Source organism: Paenibacillus sp. YIM B09110, from assembly GCF_037167145.1.
Lineage (GTDB): Bacteria > Bacillota > Bacilli > Paenibacillales > Paenibacillaceae > Pristimantibacillus.
The window spans coordinates 16,015-41,452 of record NZ_JBANSP010000041.1 but is presented as its reverse complement, the minus strand read 5'-3'; the positions used below and the strand labels follow the sequence as shown (position 1 = coordinate 41,452).

The 25,438-nt window shown below is 48.3% G+C and carries 18 protein-coding genes and 4 tRNA genes; 18 read left to right on the top strand and 4 right to left on the bottom strand.

From position 1 onward, the window contains the following. The 6 genes from V8F51_RS30140 to V8F51_RS30115 all read left to right on the top strand — a co-directional run. Window positions 1–1,443 (top strand): phosphodiester glycosidase family protein (locus V8F51_RS30140; protein ID WP_337104204.1); only part of this gene is annotated, 1,443 nt, incomplete at its 5' end. A gap of 216 nt (window positions 1,444–1,659) precedes the next feature. Then, window positions 1,660–2,514: an ABC transporter ATP-binding protein gene (locus tag V8F51_RS30135; protein ID WP_337104203.1), complete on the top strand. Its 855-nt coding sequence runs from the start codon at window positions 1,660–1,662 to the stop codon at window positions 2,512–2,514. Window positions 2,515–2,766: 252 nt separating this feature from the next. Continuing rightward, window positions 2,767–2,841: transfer RNA gene (locus V8F51_RS30130), tRNA-Gly, on the top strand. A gap of 7 nt (window positions 2,842–2,848) precedes the next feature. Next, a tRNA-Arg gene (locus tag V8F51_RS30125) sits at window positions 2,849–2,925 on the top strand. A 30-nt stretch (window positions 2,926–2,955) separates the two neighbouring features. Next, window positions 2,956–3,032 (top strand) — tRNA-Pro (locus V8F51_RS30120). Window positions 3,033–3,041: 9 nt separating this feature from the next. Beyond that, window positions 3,042–3,115, top strand: a tRNA-Gly gene (locus V8F51_RS30115). A gap of 328 nt (window positions 3,116–3,443) precedes the next feature. Here V8F51_RS30115 and V8F51_RS30110 read toward each other — a convergent pair. Next, entirely contained in the window at window positions 3,444–3,692 is a 249-nt protein-coding gene (locus tag V8F51_RS30110; RefSeq protein ID WP_337104202.1) for a DUF3951 domain-containing protein, read from the bottom strand. 141 nt (window positions 3,693–3,833) lie between these two features. On the opposite strand from V8F51_RS30110, the gene V8F51_RS30105 reads away from it, so the two are divergent. Then, window positions 3,834–4,184: a hypothetical protein gene (locus V8F51_RS30105; RefSeq protein ID WP_337104201.1), complete on the top strand. Its 351-nt coding sequence runs from the start codon at window positions 3,834–3,836 to the stop codon at window positions 4,182–4,184. A 577-nt stretch (window positions 4,185–4,761) separates the two neighbouring features. Here the strand turns inward: V8F51_RS30105 and V8F51_RS30100 are convergent. Then, window positions 4,762–5,022, bottom strand: a complete 261-nt coding sequence (locus tag V8F51_RS30100) for a translation initiation factor 2 (RefSeq protein WP_337104200.1) — start codon at window positions 5,020–5,022, stop codon at window positions 4,762–4,764. 898 nt (window positions 5,023–5,920) lie between these two features. Then, complete coding sequence (locus tag V8F51_RS30095) at window positions 5,921–6,778, bottom strand: AraC family transcriptional regulator (protein WP_337104199.1); 858 nt, start codon at window positions 6,776–6,778, stop codon at window positions 5,921–5,923. Window positions 6,779–6,928: 150 nt separating this feature from the next. On the opposite strand from V8F51_RS30095, the gene V8F51_RS30090 reads away from it, so the two are divergent. From V8F51_RS30090 to ppc, 9 genes are all read left to right on the top strand, one after another. Beyond that, the gene (locus V8F51_RS30090) at window positions 6,929–9,148 is read left to right on the top strand and encodes a GH92 family glycosyl hydrolase (protein ID WP_337104198.1); all 2,220 of its coding nucleotides are present in this window, start codon (window positions 6,929–6,931) and stop codon (window positions 9,146–9,148) included. A 182-nt stretch (window positions 9,149–9,330) separates the two neighbouring features. After that, complete coding sequence (locus tag V8F51_RS30085; protein WP_337104197.1) at window positions 9,331–11,070, top strand: extracellular solute-binding protein; 1,740 nt, start codon at window positions 9,331–9,333, stop codon at window positions 11,068–11,070. 96 nt (window positions 11,071–11,166) lie between these two features. After that, entirely contained in the window at window positions 11,167–12,066 is a 900-nt protein-coding gene (locus tag V8F51_RS30080) for an ABC transporter permease (RefSeq protein WP_337104196.1), read from the top strand. A gap of 14 nt (window positions 12,067–12,080) precedes the next feature. Then, on the top strand, window positions 12,081–12,959 hold the full coding sequence (locus V8F51_RS30075; RefSeq protein ID WP_337104195.1) for a carbohydrate ABC transporter permease: 879 nt from the start codon (window positions 12,081–12,083) through the stop codon (window positions 12,957–12,959). A 55-nt stretch (window positions 12,960–13,014) separates the two neighbouring features. Further along, window positions 13,015–14,736: a sensor histidine kinase gene (locus tag V8F51_RS30070; protein ID WP_337104205.1), complete on the top strand. Its 1,722-nt coding sequence runs from the start codon at window positions 13,015–13,017 to the stop codon at window positions 14,734–14,736. A 4-nt stretch (window positions 14,737–14,740) separates the two neighbouring features. Beyond that, window positions 14,741–16,372, top strand: coding sequence for a response regulator (locus V8F51_RS30065; RefSeq protein WP_337104194.1), 1,632 nt, complete (start codon window positions 14,741–14,743; stop codon window positions 16,370–16,372). Window positions 16,373–16,406: 34 nt separating this feature from the next. Continuing rightward, entirely contained in the window at window positions 16,407–17,516 is a 1,110-nt protein-coding gene (locus V8F51_RS30060; protein WP_337104193.1) for a glycoside hydrolase family 88 protein, read from the top strand. Between the two features lie 37 nt (window positions 17,517–17,553). Continuing rightward, on the top strand, window positions 17,554–18,264 hold the full coding sequence (locus V8F51_RS30055; RefSeq protein WP_337104192.1) for a GDSL-type esterase/lipase family protein: 711 nt from the start codon (window positions 17,554–17,556) through the stop codon (window positions 18,262–18,264). A 381-nt stretch (window positions 18,265–18,645) separates the two neighbouring features. After that, complete coding sequence (gene ppc, locus V8F51_RS30050) at window positions 18,646–21,450, top strand: phosphoenolpyruvate carboxylase (RefSeq protein WP_337104191.1); 2,805 nt, start codon at window positions 18,646–18,648, stop codon at window positions 21,448–21,450. Window positions 21,451–21,749: 299 nt separating this feature from the next. On the opposite strand, the gene V8F51_RS30045 is transcribed toward ppc, so the two are convergent. Then, window positions 21,750–22,976: a peptidase gene (locus tag V8F51_RS30045; RefSeq protein WP_337104190.1), complete on the bottom strand. Its 1,227-nt coding sequence runs from the start codon at window positions 22,974–22,976 to the stop codon at window positions 21,750–21,752. 188 nt (window positions 22,977–23,164) lie between these two features. Here V8F51_RS30045 and V8F51_RS30040 point away from each other — a divergent pair, with 188 nt between their 5' ends. Next, window positions 23,165–24,325, top strand: a complete 1,161-nt coding sequence (locus V8F51_RS30040) for a S1C family serine protease (RefSeq protein ID WP_337104189.1) — start codon at window positions 23,165–23,167, stop codon at window positions 24,323–24,325. Window positions 24,326–24,511: 186 nt separating this feature from the next. After that, the gene (locus V8F51_RS30035; RefSeq protein WP_337104188.1) at window positions 24,512–25,435 is read left to right on the top strand and encodes an EamA family transporter; all 924 of its coding nucleotides are present in this window, start codon (window positions 24,512–24,514) and stop codon (window positions 25,433–25,435) included. Window positions 25,436–25,438 lie beyond the last annotated feature (3 nt).

Below are 25,438 nucleotides of genomic sequence, written 5' to 3'. Positions count from 1 at the left end.
GCTCGCGCCGGCGTGATCCTCGCCGGCGCCCGCTCGGGTGCGGTGTATGCGATCGACGGCGCTGCCGGCCGAATCGCATACACCTACAAGGGCGATGCTGCCCAGCCTGTCGGCGGCATTGCAATCCTTGGCGGCGGACGGATTGCGTACGCGTCCGCCGATAAGCTCATTGCGGCGGGGCCATACCGGCCCGTCGCGATTACTTATGCGACAGCGTCGATCTCGCTGCCGCTTCACGCAAGGCTCCTGCTCACGGACAAGCTGAAGCTGTCCGTTCCAGTCGCCGTCAGCTACGCATCGGGCAATCCGTCCGTTGCCCGCGTCGATGACAAAGGCATGGTCACGCCTGTCGCCATAGGCTCGACGAACATCTCTGTCGTCGTCACGACAAAGGGCTACAAAGGCGAACTGAAGCTGCCGATCAAAGTTACGGCTGCTGCCTTAGCCTATAAAACCAAATACGAGCTCAAAAAAGTGAAGGCAGACAATCAAACCTATTCCGTTCAAACCGTCGCGATTCCGAAGGGCTTGCCGGTAACTGTGGGGCTTGCCAGCCGCAAGGTAGGTGTCGTCCAACAGTTGAGCGACATAACCAAATCCTACAACGCGGAGGCGGCGATTAATGCGACGTACTTCGAAGCTTACGGAGGCATTCCGGAGCCTTACGGCACAGTCATTACCGACGGCAAAGTCGAGCATATCGGCAATACGGGAACGGCGATCGGTTTTACCTGGGACGGCACGGTTGTAATGGATACGCTTCGAGTCAAAATCCTCGGCGGAACGAACGGCTCGTACCAGTCGCCGAACAATTGGTACGTCTACTTTGTCAATCGGACGCCGGTTGCCGGTACGACCTCCGCTATTATGTTCACGCCTAAGCGTGGAGCTAAGATCGGCTTCGCATATGGAACGGCCATTACTGTACGCAAAGGCGTCGTTACAAAAATAGCCAAAAACACGAATGCCGACATTCCTTCGGACGGTTACGTACTCGTCTATACCGGCGGGGAGGAGAAGCTCGCTGAGCGCTTCAAAGTCGGTACGGTTGTTGATTATAAAGTGTCGATGACGAATATGGCTGGACAGGCTATCAGTTGGGGACGGGTTCACACCGCGGTTGCTGCGGGTCCGCGGCTTGTAACGAATGGCAAGCTTGCGGTTAATCCCGCCCCTGAAGGGTTCAGCAGCTCCAAAATATTAACCGACAAAGCGGCTAGAAGCGCAATTGTAGTGAAAAAGGACGGTTCACTCCTTCTCGCTACAGTCGGAGCAGCTACGATGAAGCAATGGGGCCAAATTATGGTAGCGCTTGGCGCCCAGCAAGCGATGAATATGGATGGCGGAGCTTCATCGGGTATGTACGGGCAAGGGAAGATGATTACCGTACCTGGTCGATTAATCAGCAATGCCCTCGTGTTCGGCAATAAGCTGAAGTGGTAAGTTTCAATCTGGATGAGGATGTGGCCGTCATAGAACGGCCACATCCTTTTCTTTTTATGAAGAGTGAGTGAAGGTTTGATGAAAGAAGACATTGACATTGTAAGTGATAACCATTATCATTAATAAAGTGGTGATAATCGTTATCACTTTTTACCTAATTAATCAAATTTATTGAGATATAGCCTGACCAGGCAACGGAAGGAGTGTGCATGTCTAATGATTCGTCTTACGACCTCGAATCTCGACATTGCTTATGATGATCGTCTTATCGTTCAAGATTTAAACATTGCAATTCCTCAGGGGAAAATTACGGCGCTTGTAGGAGCGAACGGCTCCGGCAAATCGACGATCCTGAAGACGATGGCCCGTATCATGATTCCATCTAAAGGCAGTGTACTTCTAGACGGCAAATCGATTCATAAGCAATCAACGAAGGAAGTAGCGAAGCAGCTTGCCATTCTTCCGCAAAATCCTACAGCACCGGACGGCTTAACCGTATCTGAGCTTGTCTCGTACGGCCGTTTCCCTTATCAGAAGGGTTTCGGTTCTATGACGAAGCAAGACCGCGAGATCGTACAATGGGCGGTTGAAGCAACAGGCATGACTGAGTTCGCCGATCGTCCGGTCGACCATCTGTCCGGAGGGCAGCGTCAGCGCGCTTGGATTGCAATGGCTTTGGCGCAAGAAACCGATATTTTGTTCCTTGACGAGCCGACGACGTTCCTGGATATGGCACATCAGCTTGAAGTGCTTCATCTGTTGCAGAAGCTTAATGAGTTTAACAACCGTACGGTTGTTATGGTTGTTCATGACTTGAATCATGCATCGCGTTACGCGCATCATATGATTGCTATTAAGTCTGGCAAGGTTGCAGGCGAGGGTTCGCCAGTTGAAGTTATTACGCCTGAGATTATGCGCGAAGTGTTCAATATCGAAGCCGATATCGTACCGGATCCTCGTTCGGGCGTACCTCTATGCTTGCCGTTCGCGCTTGCTGATCAGCCAACGGCCGATAAAGTAATGATGGGTCGTGCACAGCCGGAAGCCGTTATGGCTGCCGCTGGCGCATAACACACCTAGTCTAATGAAAAGCCATGCTTCTATAATTGGAGTCAGGGCTTTTTTTATAACCAGCTGTATTTGTTTAAAGTTATTCTTCACTGTTTCTATGCGGAGAAAAGCCAGTAAAATCAACGGATTTCAGCGATTTTTTAAAAAAGATAAGTTTTTCGCAAAAAACACTTGCAATCTGTTTCTCTAGGTGATATATTATTACTTGTCGCCGCGACATTAACTGATTGAAACGGCTGACGAAAACACCGTGCGGAAGTGGCTCAGCGGTAGAGCATCGCCTTGCCAAGGCGAGGGTCGCGGGTTCGATTCCCGTCTTCCGCTCCATAAGATTGCGGCCTTAGCTCAGCTGGATAGAGCGTTTGACTACGAATCAAAAGGTCAGGAGTTCGAATCTCTTAGGCCGCGCCATCTTTTCTTAATTGCAAGATATACTTAATTCGGGATGTAGCTCAGCTTGGTAGAGCACCTGGTTTGGGACCAGGGGGTCGCATGTTCAAATCGTGTCATCCCGACCATCTTGTTTTGCGGGTGTAGTTCAATGGTAGAACTTTAGCCTTCCAAGCTAATAGCGTGGGTTCGATTCCCATCACCCGCTCCATAACGAAACGACAAGAACCTGAAAAGGTTCTTTTTTTTTTGTTATGGAGCTAGGTTGGATGGGAGAGAAATCCCCGCACGCTATAAGCGTGGGTTCGACCGACCGTTAAGGCTAAGCGAAGCAAGCCTTAACGGTCGCGCGTCAACTTTTGCACGTACAGAGTGTTCGATACATGAGGTCGATACGGCATTGACTTGGAAGAAGCAATTATTGAAAAGATAGCTCACAATGCAACACGGCCGTAGCGATATGGCGGGAAAGTTATATGATATGCTATTTTGAAAATCGGGGATGTTAGTGCATCTCAACTGTCAACTTATATGGCGCATTAGGAAAGAGAGGATCGTTTTGATAGAGAAATAATGTTTTTGTTCTTATCATCACCATGATCCTCATCTTCTTCTTTCTCTTGTTTCTCATCATGAAACTCAACTAGCGAATGGGCCGTGATGTAGTCAAATGGAGTGTAATTATTACTTGGTAATCCTCTTTTAAGGAGCATCTTGACAATGACGATCCCTAATGAGAGAAAGAAAATGCCGAATACTCCAACCGAAATGAGTAGTACTATGTTCATAGTCAACACCGCCTTTGTATGATTTTATAATTAATTGTTAATCTTTACAAGTTGTTGGATTGCTGAGTTGATGTACTGTACGACGAAAATACGAGATACTACATATTGAATAGCGGGTAAACATGAATGGAGGCAAGGCCAGTGGAAGTTGTGCAACCGATGCGAAGCGTGGAGAAACTGGAGAGCATGGAGACAGTGCTTAGGAAACGGTCAGAGCGGAATTGGTTTTTGCTCGTCATGGGAATAGAAGTTCGAAGGCAAGACCGAAAAGAAGAAGCGTTTTCCGATCAATGCGAAGCGGCTGCCGAGGGTGGACTGATCGAGATTGGGACTCATAGACTGCGGAATACGTTCGGATACCACTTTTACAATTGCTACAAGGACTTCGTGCTGCTGAAGGACAGCGTACCATCGATCTCCAGGAGGTATATCGCTATCAATGAGGACATTCTAAATGAAGTCGTCGGTGGCTTCAACTTTTCGAATATCTGATCCGGAACTACAGCCGTGGCCGCCAGCTACAACAAAAATTTTGTCGGAATCGAGAAAGAACTGGGTACATCGACATTGCTATGAGTGCTAGACCAATTCGTTTAACAGCCTTGAGGTTGTAAATTTTCCTGATGGTGAAGACGCGTAATAGCTGGTAGATAACAACGAGGATGTTCGCCAGCAGCTTACCGCAGTAGGGGGTGGATGCCGAAGCAATCACGACCCGAACGAAAAAGTTAACGATATGAATCGTCTTGATGCGCTCTAGACAATGATCCCCGGATATTGAGAATAGCTATGGATTACCGAAGATTAGTCACCTATACGTTTGTTGAGGAGCCGGGAACGAGCTTGCGGACAGCAGGCTGAAAGGCGCTTCATTAAACTAAGGGAGGCAGTTGGGTTTGTCCGACTACACCGCGAATAGACAAGCATCCGACAGGTCAAAAGACGTTATGGGAGTTCATGGCGGAATGAACATTCCGTGAATATGGAATAGCTATGTGGTGCCGGATGACACCACATACAAAAGAACGATACTTTCTGAGTGCGGTGATCATATGGTTATATAAATTTTTTATTTTATTGATTTACGAAGTTGTATCAATTCATTAATATAATGATCCAGATTCCTTTGAGCATTAATTAATTGATTAGGATCACTGGGATAACTTCGTGATGTCTGTTCATAATTATTTTCTAATACTTCTAGAGCAAGGCCAGCAGCAAGTGCAGCTATTCCATCACCGATTGTTGCAATGGATGCCCCGATAAAGGCTATCCTAGCAATTTGAATTTCCCTTATTTGCGCCAGTTTTTCGCATTTATTCTGATCCATTGAACGCCAACACCTCTTTTACTAGAAATATATAAGCAATATATGCTTTATGATAAGAGGACATTCATTACAGATGGGAATTGAATATTGAGTAACTTGGGAGAGGGGAAGATGTCGAAGCATCCTGAATGCAGATATTGCGATAACGGATTTCATTCGGTAAAGGTTGGAGATGATCTGGTGTGCCCATCAAGTAGTCAGAATGGGACCCGGTTATGGTGGAAGATGAAGAGGCTTGAATCGAGGATCATTGTAATAACAATTTGATAATAGTCCAGCATCCAAAGACAGTAAGACCGAGAGCGACCAATTTGAAAACAGGCTTTAATTTGAATATTAGCATGAAGGAACTCCTTTCTTTTTAGATGATTAATTCTAGTTTATCAATATCGTAATTAAGAGTTGAATTTAAGGTTGAATACTGAGGTGACAATTGAGAGGATACTGAATTACTTCTTCTTGTTTTTGAAAAAACCAAATAGTACTAAGAAAATAATGACAACGATTAAGAAACCCAATGATTTCACCCCTTTTTGGAATTATAGCATGATGTACGCGATTATTGTTTGAATAAGCAAAGACATGAGCAATAATTTTCCTCGAATAAATAATACTTTTTGAGTGTGTTGAACAGCCTCGAGGTTGTAAATTTTTCGAGTATCGAAGACGCTTACTGCAATAAGCTCAGTTTCCCATCCTAGTCTCCTCAAATTTATATATTCATTCGCCTTAAGCGGGATTTTTCATCCTAACACTTCAACTAAGCAGCAAACTGAACGTTCCGTTGGATCCCGCCACCGGAATAAGATGTATTCCCCATCCTAACGCTCCTTCAGTTTCTTGAATGCGTGTTATAAGCGGGATTTCCCATCCTAACCACATCACCCATACGCGCCATTTAATAAAGCTTCCTATAAGCCGAAGGCGACATATGCAGCCGCTCCTGAAATACGCGGGAGAAGGTGGAATAGGACGTGAATCCGACCTCGAAGCAGATTGAAGTCACTGATTCATTGCTGGACGCCAACAGGCTGCAGGCATGCGAGATTCTGATCTTCTCCAAGAAATTATGGAAGTGATCCCCGCTATACTGCTTAAAGGAAGCGCTTATGTGAGGAACGCTTAAATAGAAGCGCTCCGCCAAAGTGACGAGCTTAATATCCTCGCGATAATTTTGATAAACGTAGAGGATGACATCCGCTATTTTCCCCTTTTTGTGGGTAGGCGTTCGCGGAGCCTCAGGCTCTTTAACGCGGAAGCAATGGCGATCCAACAAAATCAAAGCTTCGATCAATTTCGTTTTGAACATTAATTGGTTCCAGGAGTGAGCGCTTCGTATTTCTTCGTGCATGGCTGCGAAGATGGGGAGCAGCGTCGCCGAGAGCTTGTCTTCTAACGGATAGGAAGGATCCCCTTGCATGCCTTCGCGAAGAAGTAGCGCGTTCAAAGACGCGGCGGATTCATCGGAGCCGAACAAGGCTTGCAGGCCGATGGCGCCGATATAGAGATGAAGCTCTTCACCGGGAGCAATTCTTATTTGATGAACCTGATGCGGCAACAATAGCGTGAAGGTGCCCGCTTGAATAGGACGCTCTACCCCATTGACGATTTCTATGCCGCTACCGTAAAAGACGTACGTATATTCAATGAAATTGTGCGTGTGCGGCGGAACGTCGGCAGTCAGCTTGTGGATTTTGAATGTAAAGGGAAAGCTTCCGTGAAGCTCCTGATCGCCGGGCAGATTGAAGGGAATCATCGAATCACTCGCTTTAAATGTGAGTTATCTCGCTATGATAGCCGAAATTCTTAAAAATTGAGAGAAAGTTTATAATTTTGATAAGAAGCAAGGCGGCATTCCAACTACAATGAAGAGCAAAAGATCGAGTTGGAAAGGTTGCTGCAATTGATGAAGAGTATATTACAATATGTAAATCCCTTGCAAGGAACGGCTTCTACTTTTACGTTTTCCAATGGAAATACGCTTCCGTTAGTTGCGCTTCCGTTCGGGATGGCAGCATGGAGCGCGCAAACCGATGAAGCGGGGAAGGGCTGGTTCTTTCACCCTTCGCACCGTCGCTTTGAAGGGCTGCGTTTGACCCATCAACCGAGCCCGTGGATTGAAGATTACGGACACCTGACCCTATTGCCGCAAACAGGCGCTCTTGCTTTATCCTCCGCGAAGCGTTCGTCCTCATTCCGAAGCGAAGAGATGGAGGTTAAGCCGGACTATTTCAAGATTCGCCTGCAACGTTACCGGGCCTTGATGGAACTTAGCCCGACCGAGCGATGCGCAGTCATGCGTTTGACTTTCGATGAGCGGGAAGAGGCAAGAGTGATCGTGTCTCCGTTTACGGGAGAATCATCCATGACCATCGACCCTGAAGGAAGAAGGCTAACCGGGTACACCCGCGCGAATTCAGGAGGAGTTCCCGACAATTACGCGATGTATTTCGTGATCGAAATCGATTGCGATTTCGATGTGCCAGCCTGCGGCGTATTCGATAGGGAATTTCAGGAATCGTTCCGTTTGCATGAAGAAGGGGAACGCACGGGAGCATTCATCGGATTGAGGTTGCCTGAGTCAGGCGTGGCCGTATTAAGAATAGGTACTTCCTTTATCGGCATCGAGCAAGCACAAACGAATCTTAATCAAGAGGTAGGTTCAAGGTCATTCGAAGAAATAAGAACGGAAGCCGCTGCATGCTGGGAAGAAAATTTAGGTCGAATACAGGTTGAGGATCGCGACGAGGAGAAGCTGAGAACCTTTTATACTTGCTTGTACCGGACTTGTTTGTTTCCTAGGATGTGGCATGAATATACGGAGGACGGTCGCCAAATTCATTACAGTCCCTACAATGGCCAGGTCGTTGACGGCCCGATGTATTGCGATAATGGATTCTGGGATACGTACCGCACCTCGTACCCTTTATTTAGTATTTTGTTTCCTACCCGCTTGGGCGAGATTTTGGAAGGTTACGTTAATGCTTACAAGGAAGGGGGATGGATGCCGAAGTGGTCTTCCCCCGGAGAGCGCAGCGCCATGCCGGGAACTTTAATCGATGCGGTGTTTGCTGACGCTTTTGTCAAAGGCATTGAAGGGTACGAGGTGAACGCGGCGTATGAAGGCTTGCTCAAGCATGTGCTTGAAACTGCGGAAGACCCGCGTTTCGGAAGAAAGGGCTCGGATGCCTATAACCGATACGGGTATTTGCCGGCAGACCAATTTCATGAGAGCGTCAGCAATACATTAGATTATGTATATGGAGATTTCTGCGTTGCGCAGATTGCGAAAGGGATCGGTAGGCTGGATGATTACAGCTTGTTAATGAATCGAGCCGGTAATTACAAACATTTGCTAGACTCATCCGTAGGGTTTATGAGGGGGAAACAAGCAGACGGCAGCTGGGCCGAAGGCTTCGATCCGATTGAATGGGGCGGCGCGTATTGCGAAGGAAGCGCTTGGCAGTGCAGTTGGGCCGTTCAACACGATGTGATGGGATTGGCTAATGGCTTAGGAGGCCGGGAAGCTTTCTTGGCCAAGATGATCGAACTTATGACTGCGGCACCGGAATTTAAGGTTGGCGGCTACGGTTTTGAGATTCATGAAATGTCGGAGATGGCTTCTATTCCCTTCGGACAATTCGCGATCAGCAATCAACCTAGCTTCCATATCCCCTATCTCTTCGCGGCTGCCGGTGCTCCCTCTCACACTCAGTATTGGGTTAGAAAAACGGCGGAGGAGCTTTTCAGCTCATCGGCTGAAGGCTTGCCGGGCGACGAGGATAACGGCAGCCTGTGCGCTTGGTATATTTTCGCAAGCATGGGGATGTATCCGCTATGTCCCGGCGTTTCCGAATATGTCATCGGCAGCCCGATTTTTGAGCGAATGTCCATTCAATTGGAGAACGGCAATCGAATTGTCGTAGAAGCGGGTTCGCAGACGGAAGACAAACCTTACGTCCAGAGCGTTCAATTAAACAATGAACCGCATCGGCAGCTGTATTTCACGCATGATCAGCTTATGAACGGTGCGCTCATCCGCTTTGAGCTGACCGATACTCCTAGTCATACTTATGTTGAAGATCAAGATTTGCCATATTCCATGTCTATTCAGCGGATGGAATAAATGGTCCATATACGCGCAACCAACGAAGAGCCGTCAGAGATTCTGACGGCTCTTTGCATACGTTCATAAGTTACTGCGAACTTACTAATGAAAGTTCATGATCTTGATATACGATCATTTCAATGATTAAGCGAACATGGAATAATTGAGTATGCAAGGACCATAAACGAGGGGGATTACAAATGAAAGGCTATCGGAAATCATTTGCATTCATTATGAGTATCATCCTGTGTATAAGCATGTTCACCGCGTGTTCGAACAGCAGCAACAAGCCATCCCAGTCTACGGACGAGAGCAGCGCTCAGCCGTCCGAGAGCGCAAGCCCGAGCTCTAACGAAGAAAGTCCTTCCACTCAGCCGGAACCGCAGCCGAATGATCGCACGAAATTCGATCCGCCGGTTACGATTACAGCAGCTCTTGCCTTAAAGCCTTCTGATAAGCTGCGGAATGGCGATACTCCGGAGGATAATCCGGTCTCTCGTTGGTTTAAGGATAACCTGGGAATCGTCACGAAATACAAATGGGTCGTAACGGATTCGTTGGAAACCAAAGTGCGGCTCGCGATGACAAGCGGAGAGGAATTGCCTGACGTTCTGTATACTTCGGGAACCTTGTTCGAGGATTTGGTCGATTCCGGGAAAATTCAATCTATCGATGAGGCGTTCGAGAAGTACGCTACCGCGAGAGTTAAAGATTCCTACGTCAAAAATCCTGAAATATGGAATCTGGTCAAACGAGACGGCAAGATTTACGGCTTGTCGGGCATTTCCAACGGAATCGTCGGTGCGACGGTCATGTGGATCAGGCAGGATTGGTTGGATAAGTTGAACTTGAAAGCTCCGACTACGATAGAAGAATTCGAAGCCGTGCTGGATGCGTTCACGAATCAAGATCCGGACGGGAATAACAAGAACGATACGTACGGGCTGGCAATAGGCGGAAACACGGGCTATTACCATCCGACGAGCAATTACATGGCGGACACTTCATTTATCTTCGGACAGGATCAGCCTTACTTATGGATCAAGGGCGAGGATGGCAGCATGCAATACGGCTCTACTCTTCCAGGCGTCAAAGACGGACTCGCGAAGCTGCAGGATTGGTATAAGAAACAATATCTAAGTCCGGATTTCGGAACGCAGGATGCTGCTAAAGCGATGGCGGAGTTCACTTCGGGCAAAGCGGGAATCGCCTTTGCTCCCGGATGGTCCGGCGGTTGGCCGATCGGAACCGCGGTTACGGAGGCGGCAGGCAAAAACGAAACGGTTAATATTAAGCCGTATCCGCTTCCTGCAGGCGTGAACGGCGAAGTCGGCCGTCAAGCTTCCTTGTTATCCTATGGCATTTACGTATTCCGCGAAGGCTTCGACAATATGGAGGCCATATTCAAATATTGGGATACGCTGTACGGCTGCGCGATAGAAGATTCCGAATGCCCGTTCGACAAAGGATATGGCGAAGGATACGACTATGTGTTGAAGGATGGCAAGCCGGATTGGACGAATGTTCCGGACGGCGTGGTCAGTCTGAACGCCTATCTGCTGCTGTCTCCTTCATCGGGAACGGCTCCAATGAACGTGATGGAAGGTCCGAGCATTTATCAGCGCGTCGCAGCAGGCCAAACGAATAGCGTCTTTGAACAAAAATTAGCTGCGAGCAACGGGAAATTGACAATTGAAGGTTTTGCGGTCGCCAACGAACAGCTGCCGAGTGACGTACCGAATGGATTCAGCGGAGCGAATACGAAGACCATGAAAGAGAAGTGGGATCAACTTTCCACCTTGGAAGAGCAGGCTTTCCTGCAAATCATTTACGGCAAACAACCGCCCGAATATTTCGATACTTTCGTTAAACAATGGAATGACCAGGGCGGCGCCCAAATCACGAAAGAAGTGAATGAAACTGCTGCGAGCATGAAGTAAACATGATTTATGAAGAAGTAAATGCGGAGTGCATCTCTGTCCATCTCGCTCCGCATTTGCTGCTTCGATATCTCGCATCGATAGGAGCATACTGGGATGACACTGAAACAGTATATATATAAAACATGGCCGTTGCATTTATTTTTATTGCCGTCCGTCCTGTTATTGATCGTCTACAACTATATTCCGATGGCGGGATTCCTGATCGGTTTCCAGGATTTTAAGCCTTGGCTTGGCATCTTTAATTCGCCATTCGTTGGAATGAAGCATTTCGAGTTTATGTTTAACGATCCCAAAGCGATTCAGGTCATTTGGAACACTTTATTCATTGCCGTGTTTAAGATTGTGGTCGGGTCAGTTGTGCCTTTTGTATTTTCTTTGCTGCTGAACGAAGTACGGGTCATGGTATTCAAGAGAACGATTCAATCGCTTATTTATTTGCCGCATTTTCTGAATTGGGTTATTCTCGGAGGCATATTGACGGATTTATTAGCGACCAACGGCTTGATCAATCAGATGTTGGAGGCATTAAACCTTAATCGCATTTTCTTCCTGGGGAGCGGGGATTGGTTCCGTTTTACACTGGTCACAAGCGACGTCTGGAAGGAATTCGGCTTTGGAACGATCATTTATTTGGCCGCCATGACGGGAATCAATCCCAGCCTATACGAAGCCGCCGACATCGATGGCGCCAACAATTTCAAGAAGGCCATCCATGTTACGATTCCGTCGGTGATCCCGATTGCGATCGTCATTACGACTTTGTCCTTGGGCAATGTTCTGAATGCCGGATTCGACCAAGTCTATAATATGTACAATCCGCTAGTCTATGAGAAAGGCGATATTATCGATACTTACGTCTATCGCGTCGGGCTGCTGCAAGGCTCGTTCAGTCTGGCTACGGCGGTTGGATTTTTCAAATCGGTCATTGGGTTTATATTAATCGCCACTACTTATCGATTAGCTTCTAAATACGCGAACTACAGGATATTCTGAGAGGATATAACGCGATGCACAAACTTACATTCTCTAACCGGCTGTTTCGATATTCGAATCATATCTTTCTATCGGCGATTGCCTTGTTGTGCATCCTGCCGATGGTCCATGTTCTAGCCGTATCGTTAAGCGACAACTATGCGACGACTTCATTCCTCGTCAAACTTTGGCCCATCGGTTTTAATCTGGACGCTTATGGGAAGGCGTTAAACAGCAACAACTTTCTGGTTGCTTTCCGGGTAAGCGTTCTGAGAACGGTACTTGGAACGGGCGTTTCGATGCTGCTGACGATGCTGGCTGCCTACTCCATGTCCAAGGATAATCATAAATTCCAAGGAAGAACGTTGTACGCTTGGTTCTTCGTATTTACGATGCTCTTTCACGGAGGACTCATTCCGACTTACTTGGTCGTACAGAAAACAGGGTTGACCAACTCGCTCTTGGCGTTGATTCTGCCCGTGGCCGTCAATGTATTTAATGTGGTCCTCATGATGAACTTCTTCAGGGGAATTCCTAAAGAGCTGGAGGAGGCGGCCGCGATTGACGGCGCCGGACATTTCCGTACCTTATTCACGATATTTTTCCCGATTTCCTTGCCCTCCATTGCGACACTGTCTTTATTCACCATGGTGTACCATTGGAACTCTTGGTTCGACGGGATGATTTATATGAACGAAGCGAACAAAATTCCGCTTGCGACATTCCTTCAGGCTTTAATTACCGGATTTGATTATACGCAGATTGGTCTTAACCCAGCCGATCTGGAGAATCTGTCCGAGCGCTCGTTGAAAGCGGCACTGATCTTCGTCGGTACGTTGCCGATCTTGGTCGTCTATCCTTTTTTGCAAAAATATTTTGTTAAGGGAATGACGTTAGGTTCGGTCAAAGAATAAGCGATCCTTATGCTAGAATAGTAGGAAATGGTATAAGGAGGAGAAGGCCTTGAACGTGATCACGAAGGTGATTCTTCTGATTGTCTTAATTCTAACGCCGATTATCGGATTGTATGCATATACGAACAAGCAAAGCGTCGATGTCATCGAGGAACAGATCAACACAAGAAACGAAGAGAAACTATCGTATTTTCTGACTCAGCTGGAAAGTACGTTGGATCAGAATATGATGTACGCAGCGCTCGCGACTAAAGATCCCGAGATTCGTAACGTAGGCTTCGGCAATATGCCCGAGTCCGGTTATGACCGTCAAAACGTCATTCAATCGATTCAAGACAAGCTGGCTTTATTCAGCATTACGAATCAAGTGATGAATATTATATCGATCTATTTTCCGAGAAGCGATCTTTCAATATCGACCGTTTCTTCTGCCCTATCCGATCCAAAGGAGTTTATCGATCACTATACGCCTACCTGGAAGTTGAATAAAGTGGATGTTAACGGGGTGCATATGGATGCCTTTTCTAGGTACTTCGTTACTCCCTCTCAAGTTGATTCTATGGATCTTATGAGCTCCGAGATGATTATTCGCGTGGATTTTCTGACCAAGAATATATCGAATCTTCTGGATGGATTTACGTTAAACGGAAATAGCGATGCCTTCTTCTACCATGGCTCGGATCAGGTCGTATATAGCAGTAAAGCGAACATAGGGCTGATCCGGCAAGTGATGAAGGATTATCCGCTGGATCAATTCACGTCCAATTCCAAATATCGTACCATCGTCAAGATCGACGGCAAAAAATATCTTCTGTATACGCTCGCGTCAAGCAAGATGGATTGGAGCATGGTGGATATCGAGCCGTTGGACGAAATTCTTCAACCGGTCGTTCATAGCCGAAATTTGTTTTATGTGATGTTAGTGCTGTTATTCCTGTTCGGTATCGTGTCGGCCTTCTTGCTGTACTCGCACATTCAAGTGCCAATTCGGATCTTGATACGCGGCGTCGAGCAAATGAAAAATAAAAATTTCGCTTATCAAATCAGAAGCCGCCGTAAAAACGAGTTCCAATCGTTGTTTGATTCGTTTAACGGCATGGCGATAGAAATCGATCAATTGCTGAAGCGGGTATATACGGAGGAAGTCCGCTCCAGAGAAGCGATTATGAAGCAGCTGCAGTCGCAGATCAACCCGCATTTTCTTTACAATTGTCTTGCTTATATCGTGAACATGGCGAAAATGAACAAAAATCAATTGGTCATCGCGATGGCTCACAATTTAGGAGATTATTACAAATACACAACGCGAAACGAATCGCTCGTGTCTACGATTCAGATGGAAATGGATTTAGCGGTCAGCTACATGGATATTATGAATTCCCAGTTGGAGAAGCTCCATTACACCATTGCGATTCCGGAAGGCATGCTGGAGCTCAAGATCCCAAGACTTCTCATTCAACCGATGATCGAGAATGCGATCGTACACGGCTTGGAGGAGAGGGAGGAAGAGGGACTTATTACGATCACGGGAATCGTAGAAGCGAATAACTGCAAGCTCGTCATCGAGGATAACGGCTCGGGCTTGTCCTCGGATGCCCTGCATATGCTGAGGAAGACGACCGGACAAGAAGTTAATATCTCTAAACGAACGGGCGTGTGGAATGTGAATCATCGTCTGAAATATTATTTCGGCGATCATTCCGGCGTCCATATCGATCACTCGACACTTGGCGGATTGCGTATTGAGCTGTATTGGGAAATAGTCGATAAGGAGTGAGCAGATGTTTTCATTATTAATCGTTGACGATCATAAACATCAGGTAGATTCACTCGCTACGACCATGCCGTGGGATCAGTTCGATATCTCTACGATTCATAAAGCGTACAACGGCCAAAGCGCGTTAGAGATTATTCGCGACCATCCTATCGATATTCTGATTACGGATATTCGCATGCCGGGAATGTCGGGCCTAGAGCTTATTCAATACGTCAACGATCATCAGATGAAAATAGACTGCATTCTGCTCACGGGATATGCGGAATTCGAATATGCCAAAAAAGCGATCGAATTAAATGCCATCGATTACTTCATTAAGCCGGTCCGGGATGACGTGCTTCTGGAGGCGGTTGGCAAAATCGTAGATAAACGCAATAACGAGCGTCAGCGGCATCAAATTCTCGAATATTCGACTTCCGTCGTGCATCGGAATTTACCGTTATTGAGAGAAAATCTGTTGCTTGAACTGTTGCAGGAGAAAAGCTTTTCCAAAAGTCAATTAGCGGATAAGCTCGGCATGTACCGAATTCCATTTGCTTACGGCGATCAGGTCAAATTGGCGGCGATTAAATTCGAGCCTTATTTCTATGAAGCCTATGGATTGGAAGATATGAAGCTTTTAAAGTTTGCTGTCCTGAATATGGCGGAGGAGCTATTCTCGGCGCAATTTCATATTTGGTCCTGCAAGACCCCGCAAGGCAATCTGGCTTTGCTGCTCCTGCCCAAATCCGAGGAAGAGAATCTCGCCCGGGATTGGAATTCCACGCAGGAAAGCCTGCTGGTTTCTTTAGCCAAAAGGCTCACTGAAAATGTCGATCATTATTTGCGGGGAAATATCGCCATTTGTATTTCGAATCCAACGCAATTTCCAGACGAAATTTATTCTGCGTATTCATCTATCGCCTCTATATTGATGAGGTCGAATCAGCAGGGAATGATCGTGTCGACTACTCATGAAAGTACAGATCGGGAAATGAAGCCATTGCAGTCTCTCTATCAATCTCCCATGCTGACTCAACTTATGGATATCGGGAATGGAGATAAGCTGAACGCTAAGCTTTCGGACATTTTTGGCGAACTGGAGCATTCGCATAGGGATTCACAGGCGCATTTGCGCGAGGCGTACTTGCATTTGTTAAGCAGCTTCACGTATCTTGCGCATAAGAGGGGCAAAGTGCTGGAGGATATCGTCGGAACAGCCTCAAGCCGCGCCGAACACAACGTTATTCACTCTGCTAAGCTCTTAAAAACCTGGAGCCATATTATCCTGGATGCTCTACTAGAGAATGAGATCTTGCAGCCTATGCATATCGGCGAGAATCATCAGCAGCTCGTACACAAAATTCATTCCTATATCGAGCAGAATCTCGGGAAAAACGTAACGCTGCAATCCATCGGAGATTCCGTATATTTGAACGGCATTTACTTATCGCAAATTTACAAGGAAATCACGGGAGAGAACTTAAGCGAATATATATTGCGCGCACGCATGGAGAAAGCAAAGGCTTTATTGGAGAAATCGGGCTCTAAGATTTATGAAATTACAGAAATGGTCGGATATCAGAGTCCGCAGCACTTTATTAGAACCTTTAAGAAGTATTACGGCGTGACGCCTGAAATCTATCGGAGAAGATGATTCGTTGCGGCGGGAAAGATTAGGGAGGGTCCAGATGATTGCAAGGGTGAATTGGGTAGATGAAGCTTGCCGGAAAACAATCGATAAAATAGAGCGGACGAGCTTGTCCATTGGAGCATCATTTCCAAACGGCTCCGCGCAAGGCCGTTACGAGAAGACTCCCGCTCATGATTGGGTCTCCGGATTCTGGCCGGGATTACTGTGGTTAGCTTATGAGGAAACGAATAATGTTCGTCTGAAGGAGCTAGCCGTTGAATGCGAACGGCAAATCAGTCAAACGCTTTGGGAATTCGAGCAATTGCATCACGATGTCGGGTTTATGTTCGGCTTAAGCAGCGTGAATCAATATAAGCACATCCAAGATGAGGAAGCGAAGCGGCACGCTCTAATGGCTGCAAGCTTGCTCGCCGGAAGATTTAATCCGGCAGGCGGGTTCATTCGCGCGTGGCCGAATTGGGGCGGGGAGGATCACAGCGGCTGGGCCATTATCGATTGTCTGATGAATCTGCCGCTTCTTTACTGGGCCTCCCGGGAAATCGACGATCCAAGATATCGACATGTCGCCGAGCTTCATGCGGATACCGTGCTGCGAGAATTTGTACGGGATGACGGCTCCGTTCACCATATCGTCAGCTTCGACCCGGAAACCGGCAAGCGGATCGGTGAATTAGCAGGACAAGGCCATGCCGCGGATTCGGCTTGGGCTAGAGGGGCGGCTTGGGCATTGTATGGATTTACGCTTAGTTATTCATACACGGGGAAGGAGAAATACTTGGAGGCTGCCGAGAGAGTCGCGCGATTTTTTCTCGATCATCTGCCTGAAGACAAAGTGCCTTATTGGGATTTCCGACTGCCAGACTTCGGCAAGGACACGCCTCGGGATTCCTCGGCTGCAGCGATAGCCGCATCAGGGTTACTGGATTTAGCAGTTGCGGTGCAGGGTGAGGAAAGTAAAGAGTATCGGCAACAGGCGGAAGCGATCCTTCATTCTCTATACAACCATTACGGCGCTTGGGAAGCGGATGAGGAAGCTTTGCTGCTTCATGCTACAGGTTATTATGCTGCGGATGTGTATGTGGATGCACCGCTTATTTACGGGGATTATTATTTTGTTGAAGCCTTGCTGAAGCTTAAAAAATTGTAATATTCAAAATTCAATTCAGATGGAGAGGAACTTATAAATGACTAACAAACGAATCGATATCGTAAGACCTGGCTTCTTCGCCGCAGCAGCTGCAGCGGATAGCCGCAGAGGAGAATTCGATATTGGCAACGAAATATTAATCGCGCATAACGTACCTGTTGATTTTGTGTTTATCGGCGATTCGATTACTCATATGTGGGAGCTGAATGCCTACTTTGGCCGCAGCGGTCATTTTGTCGTCAATCGCGGAATCGGCGGCGACATCAGCAGCCACGTATTAAGAAGATTCGACGCGGACGTCATTCAACTGAAGCCGAAGCACGTCGTCATTAAGATCGGCGTGAACAACTTCTGGGGATTGGACGGCTGGACGATCCACGATCGGAAAACGGCGGAGCAAATTATTCCGGGATTAGTGGATGATATTCGCGAAATGGCGCGAAAGGCGAATGCGAATGGGATTACGTCGATCGTATGCTCCTTGCTCCCAACGAACTTGCCGCAATCGGGAAATAACGATATAAGGAATGCGAGCATCATCAAAGTAAATGACATGCTGCAGATAGTAGCCAATGAGGAAGCAGCTGTCTACGTTGATTACCACTCGCATATGACGCAAGAAGACGGCGCCAGGCTGCGCGAAGAGCTTGCCGACGACGGACTTCACCCGCATTTGCTAGGCTACGACATCATGGCGAAGTCGTTGATTGAAACGTTGGAGCGGAAGGGTATTCTCGTCGCGGGTTAATAAGAGCGAATACAATACCGGGAAGCCTTGCTGAGCAGGGCTTCTTTTTATTTTGATGGATATATTGGGACGGTTATCCAGAACTCTGGTCATGGTATCGCTAACATGCTGTTAAACACCGAACATTACCAGCACATAGGCAAGAACCGATTCGGATAGGGGCTTCAACCCTGTTCCGTTTTGTAGTATGATAGGAGAAGTTTATATTCGAGTCAAAAAGGGTAATCCTTTTGTGTGCGCAAAACGAACATTATGGATATGAGGTTGGTTTTGCATTCGCAAACAAGCTTACGCTTACGAAGAGACTTTTGCATTCGCAAAAGTAAAGTTTACGCTTACGAAGAGAGTTTTGCATTCGCAAAACTTAAGGAGGAACACAGTATGTCGGATCAACCAGCATCTACATTGACGGGCAATCGGCCGCAATCGAACAATCTGCTGCGCCGAGATGTCCGTTTTCTAGGGAATATACTTGGCGAAGTACTTGTGCACCAAGGCGGACGAGAACTGCTTGAGATCGTCGAGCAAATTCGTGAGACGAGCAAGGCATTGCGCGCGGAATTCGTACCGGAACTATTCGAGCAATTTAAAGGAACGATCTCGTCCTTGAGTCCGGAAATTCGGCATCAAGTTATTCGTGCGTTCGCGATTTACTTCCAGCTTGTGAACATTGCCGAGCAAAATCATCGTATTAGACGGAAACGCGACTACGAGGTATCGGCGGGCGAATCGGTTCAACGCGGTTCGATCGAAAGCGCGGTTCAAGAGTTGAAGGAACGCGGTATCGCGATTGAAGACGTGCAAGAAATTTTGGGCGGCATTTCGCTGGAGCTCGTTATGACGGCGCATCCGACGGAAGCAACGCGCCGTGCAGTGCTTGATATCCATAAGCGTATCGCTAATGACGTTATGGAGTTGGACAACCCTACGCTTACGTACCGCGAGCGCGGGAAGCTGCATGAGAAGCTAATGAACGAAGTTCTTATTTTGTGGCAAACGGACGAACTGCGCGATCGCAAACCTACGGTTATCGATGAAGTTCGCAACGGCCTGTATTATTTTGACGAAACTTTATTCGAGGTATTGCCTAGCGTCTACGAAGAGCTGGAGCGCTGCCTTGGCAAATATTATCCGGACGAGAAGTGGCATGTGCCTGACTACCTGCGCTTCGGTTCCTGGATCGGCGGCGACCGTGACGGCAATCCTTCCGTAACCGCCAAGGTAACATGGGAGACGTTGACGCTTCATCGCCAGCTTGCCATCCGCAAGTATGAAGAGAAGCTGAACGGCTTGATGGATATTCTCAGCTTCAGCACGAACCTTGTTCAAGTGTCCGACGAGCTGGTTGAATCGATCAGATTGGACCGCGAGCATGTTGAGCTGAAGTGCGTGGACCTGTGGAGAAACACGAAGGAGCCTTATCGCATTAAGCTTGGCTTTATGCTGGAGAAGCTTGCGAATACGCGCGACGAGTCGCTGAAGGGCTCGGCGATGCGCTACAACCATCCGGATGAGCTGCGCGAGGACTTGCTTGTGATTGACCGCAGCCTTCGTCATCACTTCGCCGATTATGTGGCTAATACGAATGTCGCTACGCTTATTCGCCAAGTGGAGCTGTTCGGCTTCCATCTGATGGCGCTTGACGTGCGTCAGCACAGCCAAGAGCATGAGAACGCAATGAGCGAGATTTTGGCGAAAATGAACGTTGTTTCCGATTACGCTTCGCTTTCGGAAGAAGAGAAGTCGGACCTGCTGCATCGTTTGCTGAACGATCCGCGTCCGCTTACGTCCAGCCATCTGGATTATTCGGCTTCGACTCGCGAATGTTTGGACGTATACCATACGATCTATCGCGCTCAACAAGAGTTCGGCGTGAACTGTATTTCCAGCTACCTGATCAGTATGACGGAAGCAGCAAGCGACATGCTTGAGGTTATGGTATTCGCGAAGGAAGTTGGCTTGTTCCGTCAAGAATCGGACGGTACGGTTCGTTGCACATTGCAATCCGTTCCGTTGTTCGAGACGATTGACGATCTTCACGCAGCACCTGGCATTATGAAGCAGCTGTTCGAGATGCCGATCTACCGCCAAGCGGTTGAAGCGCGCGGCAACCTGCATGAGATTATGCTTGGTTACTCTGACAGTAACAAGGACGGCGGTGTTGTTACAGCGAACTGGGAGCTTCGCGTTGCGCTGAACGACATTACGGCTGCCGGCAAAGAATACGATGTGAAGCTGAAGTTCTTCCATGGACGCGGCGGCGCACTCGGTCGCGGCGGCATGCCGCTGAACCGCAGTATTCTTGCACAGCCTCCGCATACGGTTGGCGGCGGCATCAAGATTACCGAGCAAGGCGAGGTTCTGTCCTCGCGTTACTCGATGCAAGGCATTGCTTACCGCAGCTTGGAGCAAGCAACGTGGGCGCTTATTACGGCGGCGCGTCTTGCGAAATATCCAGAGCAAGGGCTGCAAACGGAACCGGAGTGGGATGACATCGCCCGCTCGATCTCCGAGACGGCGCTTACGAAGTATCAAGATCTGATCTTCCGCGATCCGGACTTCTTAACGTATTTCAAGGAATCAACGCCGCTGCCTGAGGTTGGCGAGCTGAACATCGGTTCCCGTCCGTCGAAACGGAAGAACAGCGATCGCTTTGAGGACTTGCGTGCGATTCCATGGGTATTCGCATGGACGCAAAGCCGCTACTTGCTGCCGGCATGGTATGCAGCAGGTACTGCGCTGAAGCAATACACAGGCGACGACAAAGAGAAGCTGAAGACACTCGGTACGATGTACGAGAAGTTCCCGTTCTTCCGTACGCTGATCGACAATTTGCAGATGGCGCTTGCCAAAGCAGATCTTGTCATCGCGAAGGAATACGCGGATATGATCTCCGACCAAACGATTCGCGACCGTATCTTCGCCCAAATCGAGCAAGAATACAAGCTGACTTCCGAGCTGATTCTCGCCATTACGGGGCAAACGGAAATTTTGGATAACGTGCCTGTCATCCAAGAATCGATCCGTCTGCGCAACCCGTACGTCGATCCGCTCAGCTACATGCAAGTACAATTGCTGACGGAGCTTCGCGCATTGCGTGCTGACGATCAAGACGATCCGGAGCTGCTCCGCGAGGTGCTCCTTACAATCAACGGAATTGCAGCAGGCCTTCGCAATACGGGCTAATGCTCCACATAAGTAGAGGCGGTACAGGACATTACATCCTGTACCGCCTCTTTTGTTGTGTATCTAGGTTAATTAATGGCCTTATTGACTATGTTGGATAATTGCATCAACTTCAGCGTCTTTTGCCCTATATTTTAATCTATGTTGGATAATTGCATTAACTTTAGCCAATTCCGCCTTAAAATAACACATAACGAGCAAAGTTACTGCAGAAATCCACTATAGCGCGTTACAAATGCTAGATACTGCCTTCTATACTGCAGAAATCCAACATAGCGAGCTTGGGAACTTTAACAACACTATTCTGCTGTGTCTACAGAGTCCTTGCTCGTCACAATAACGAGCTCCGCATTCGTCATGCCTGGAAGGGAGGCCGTCATCTCTGCCGCAGTGTAAGCGACGATTTTGCTGCCTGCAATAAGGCCTGTGTCGATGCCGACGGGGTAGATCACTCTCGTAGCTTCGCTAATATTCAGTATAATATCGTTGCTTGTAGAATCATCGGAACCTACATTCACGTATACTTGATCTTTGCCTACACGATCGGATGCCGCGATTGTGCCCTCTACTTTATTCGTTTGAGCAGCCTTCACGACAAGCTTATCGGCATGAGTCTGAGCAGGGTAGATCATCGTCATCACTTCGCCGTAATACGCCTCTACGCGCGCATCCTGCTTGAGCGCGTCAGCCGTCAGCTTCTCGCCCTTCTCGTTCACGATCTCCGTCTGTTCGTCGACTGTCAGAATGACATAATTGACGCCGCCTTGCTCCAGCGGATTGCCCATCACCGTCACTTGCTTGCCTGTAATATTCGTAATGATGCCATCCGTACCGGGAGGTGTCTGCTCCTCGATCACCGTGTTCACTACGACGTATTTGGTCGTTGATTGCGGTGGAATGCTCATTGTCATTGCCGGACCATAGATGGATTTGACCGACATGCCGGGCTTGATCACATCTGCCTTGATCGCTTGTCCGTTCTGATCGAAGATTTGGACATTGTCTGCAAAATGGAGCACAACCGTTTCTTCGGATGCCGAATATATATTCGTTCCCGTTACGACAATGCCGTTATCTCTCACTTCGCCAACCGTTCCTTCGATACCGGTGAAGCTGTTGTCTTGAACGACAAGCGTCAGCGCCGTTCCGCGAGCGGGAAGGCTCTTCGTAATATTAGGGCCGTAGAACGCCTTAACGACCATTTTATTGTCGATGATCGTTTTTAGAGCGACGGTCTTGCCTTTAGCATTATAAATTTTCGTATCTTTCGTAATGTTAAGGATCATTTCACTCTGGTCGTTAATCGCGAGCCCGCGACCCTTGACCGTGATGAATTTACCTGAAGAGTCGTTGACGAAGTCCGTGATTTGACCCCAAACGGCCGGTACGACTTTGGTTTGATTGACGATCTGCCCTTGTCCCGTATGAATGGGTGCCGGCGGGATATCCTGCGCGCTAGCAGTCAACGGTACGGCAGCAAGTGCCATAATGGATGCGGTTGCTAATACTTTGTACATTTTGTTCATCTGTCGTTCCTCCTGTTAGTAAGCGGGTATGTTACCTACTCATAGACGAGGGAATGATTGGAATGTTGCATGTTGTCTTTGAAAATCGATTTTCTTATGTTCAATTATAATCTGCTTAAGTTTGATTTAAGGTGCATCCTGCATGATAGAAACATAGCAAAGAGAACAAACGCAGGAGGATGATAAACATGAACGAACAGGACAAATATACTTCGCATAACGGAACAACGAATTCGAATATGCATTCACAGAACGAAACAGGTGTTAAGCCTAGCACGACTTATACTTATGACTCGCAGGCGCAAGGGCAGAGGAAGCCGTCGGAGCTGCAAGCTTCCTATGAGAAAGAGCTTGGAATCCATATGGACCTTATGAACATGGGCGGCAGTAATCGCTCGAAGCGCAGCAGCCGGAATTCGACCCGAACGATGCTGGCATCATTCCTTATCGGCGCCATGGTCGTTGGTGGATTCGCTTATGCAGCCGATCGGAACAACTTGTTCAGCGGCGGCAGCACGGCAGCCGGCACGGGAACAACCTCTATCGCAAGCGGCGCAGCTCAGCAGGATGCGGGGCTTACGACTGCATCGCTAGGGACGAACGCAACCGTAGCGCAAATCTACGAGGCGACTAGCCCTGCTGTCGTGAAGATCGAAACCTATACCGAGCCAAGCAAGCAAAGCACGATGATGGACGACCCTCTGTTCCGCCAGTTTTTCGGCGGAGGGGGAAGAGGCGGTCAAAGTCAGCAGGAGCAGCAGCAAGAGCAGCAGCCGTCTGATGAGCAGAGCAGCAGCGAGCTCGAGCTTAGCGGCTCGGGTACAGGATTCTTTTTCGAATCGGACGGTTATATTCTGACCAATGAGCATGTCGTATCCGGAGCGAAGGAAGTGAAGGTTACCGTTCAAGGTTATGACGAGCCGCTTACGGCGCAGGTGATGGGTACAAGCTATGAGCTGGATCTTGCCGTGCTCAAAGTGACAAGCCCTGACGGTAAGGCATTCCCGTCGCTTGAACTTGGCAACTCCGACGAGACGCGGATCGGCGACTGGGTTATCGCTATCGGCAACCCGTACGGCTTCGATCAGACGATGACGATGGGGGTGCTTAGCGCGAAGGAGCGTCCGATTACGATAGCGGACGAGCAGGGCGATCACGAGTACGAGCATCTGCTGCAGACGGACGCATCGATCAATCCGGGCAACTCCGGCGGACCGCTGCTTAACGAGAAAGGCCAAGTAATCGGCATTAATACGGCGGTTAACGCTGAGGCGCAAGGCATTGGCTTTGCGATTCCGACGACTACCATAATGAACGTGCTGGATCAATTGAAGACGAATACGCTGTAAGCGCAGCGGGCAATTCTATAGAGAGCAGCAGCCATGAACGTAATGATCATGGCTGCTGCTTGTTTTATTTGTAGGTTGTAGGGCAAGCATAATTCTCCAATCCCCGACCTAGGTCGATTGCCGAGCCATTCTATAACGTTTATAATAATCAGAATGATTGGCAAGCAGGTGCGGGAGGAACGAAGGGTGAAGCAGTCATCATCATACTGGTTTTCCGTTATTATCGTTTTAATCGGCGCTGCTTGCTACGGCATATTATCGCCAATCGTCAAGCTAGCTTATGATGCGGGCTTCAGCTTCGAGCAAATAACGGTGCACCAAGTCGGCATAAGCGTTGTACTGCTGTGGCTGCTCGTGCTGCTTCGTCCGAAGCTGTGGCGGAACCCTTTTCGCAGAGGAAAGTGGCTGATGCTGGCTGTCGTCGGCATATTCGGCTTATGTCTCACAACGGTGTTTTATAATATGGCTCTACAGCGGCTGGAAGCATCTTTCTCAATTGTCTTGCTTTTTCAGTTCATGTGGATTACGATTTTGCTAGAATGCATACGCGTTCGAAGGTTTCCGAGGAAGCTTGCGCTGGCGGCGATTGCCGTCGCAATGGCGGGCACTTTGCTCGCGGCAGGCTTGTTCGAGGAAGTGGGTCTTGCACGGATCGATATCATCGGAGTAGGCTACGGCTTAGCCTCCGCTGTTACGTATAGTTTGTTTCTGTTCCTGACGGGACTGATCGAGACCGATCATGATCCGGTCATGAAGTCCGCAATGATGATGTCTTTTGGCTTCATAGTCATCGTTTTGCTCTACGGATCAGGGTCATGGGCAGGCGATGCGGAATGGGAAATGCTCGGATGGGGAACGGCGCTCGCGCTGCTTGGCAGTGTGATGCCGGCGATCTGCTTCAATGCAGGCATTCCGAAGATCGGAAGCGGGCTAGCCTCGCTGCTCGGAGCAATGGAGCTGCCGGTCGCTGTGGTGAGCGCATGGCTCATCATTAATGAGAAATTAAGCACAGGCCAAATAATTGGCATCGTCCTTATATTGATTGGGATCGTTATCGCCGAGCAATCAGCAAGGCGAGCGGTTGTACGCACGGAACGTCTGGAGGAGTAAAGG

Bases quoted from the DNA above. Each gene is read 5' to 3' on its own strand.
- V8F51_RS30095 (WP_337104199.1), bottom strand. From the start codon at position 6,778: ATGATTCCCTTCAATCTGCCCGGCGATCAGGAGCTTCACGGAAGCTTT.
- V8F51_RS30085 (WP_337104197.1), top strand. From the start codon at position 9,331: ATGAAAGGCTATCGGAAATCATTTGCATTCATTATGAGTATCATCCTG.
- V8F51_RS30040 (WP_337104189.1), top strand. From the start codon at position 23,165: ATGAACGAACAGGACAAATATACTTCGCATAACGGAACAACGAATTCG.
- V8F51_RS30075 (WP_337104195.1), top strand. From the start codon at position 12,081: ATGCACAAACTTACATTCTCTAACCGGCTGTTTCGATATTCGAATCAT.
- ppc (WP_337104191.1), top strand. From the start codon at position 18,646: ATGTCGGATCAACCAGCATCTACATTGACGGGCAATCGGCCGCAATCG.
- V8F51_RS30080 (WP_337104196.1), top strand. From the start codon at position 11,167: ATGACACTGAAACAGTATATATATAAAACATGGCCGTTGCATTTATTT.
- V8F51_RS30060 (WP_337104193.1), top strand. From the start codon at position 16,407: ATGATTGCAAGGGTGAATTGGGTAGATGAAGCTTGCCGGAAAACAATC.
- V8F51_RS30110 (WP_337104202.1), bottom strand. From the start codon at position 3,692: ATGAACATAGTACTACTCATTTCGGTTGGAGTATTCGGCATTTTCTTT.
- V8F51_RS30065 (WP_337104194.1), top strand. From the start codon at position 14,741: ATGTTTTCATTATTAATCGTTGACGATCATAAACATCAGGTAGATTCA.
- V8F51_RS30100 (WP_337104200.1), bottom strand. From the start codon at position 5,022: ATGGATCAGAATAAATGCGAAAAACTGGCGCAAATAAGGGAAATTCAA.
- V8F51_RS30045 (WP_337104190.1), bottom strand. From the start codon at position 22,976: ATGAACAAAATGTACAAAGTATTAGCAACCGCATCCATTATGGCACTT.
- V8F51_RS30055 (WP_337104192.1), top strand. From the start codon at position 17,554: ATGACTAACAAACGAATCGATATCGTAAGACCTGGCTTCTTCGCCGCA.
- V8F51_RS30135 (WP_337104203.1), top strand. From the start codon at position 1,660: ATGATTCGTCTTACGACCTCGAATCTCGACATTGCTTATGATGATCGT.
- V8F51_RS30090 (WP_337104198.1), top strand. From the start codon at position 6,929: ATGAAGAGTATATTACAATATGTAAATCCCTTGCAAGGAACGGCTTCT.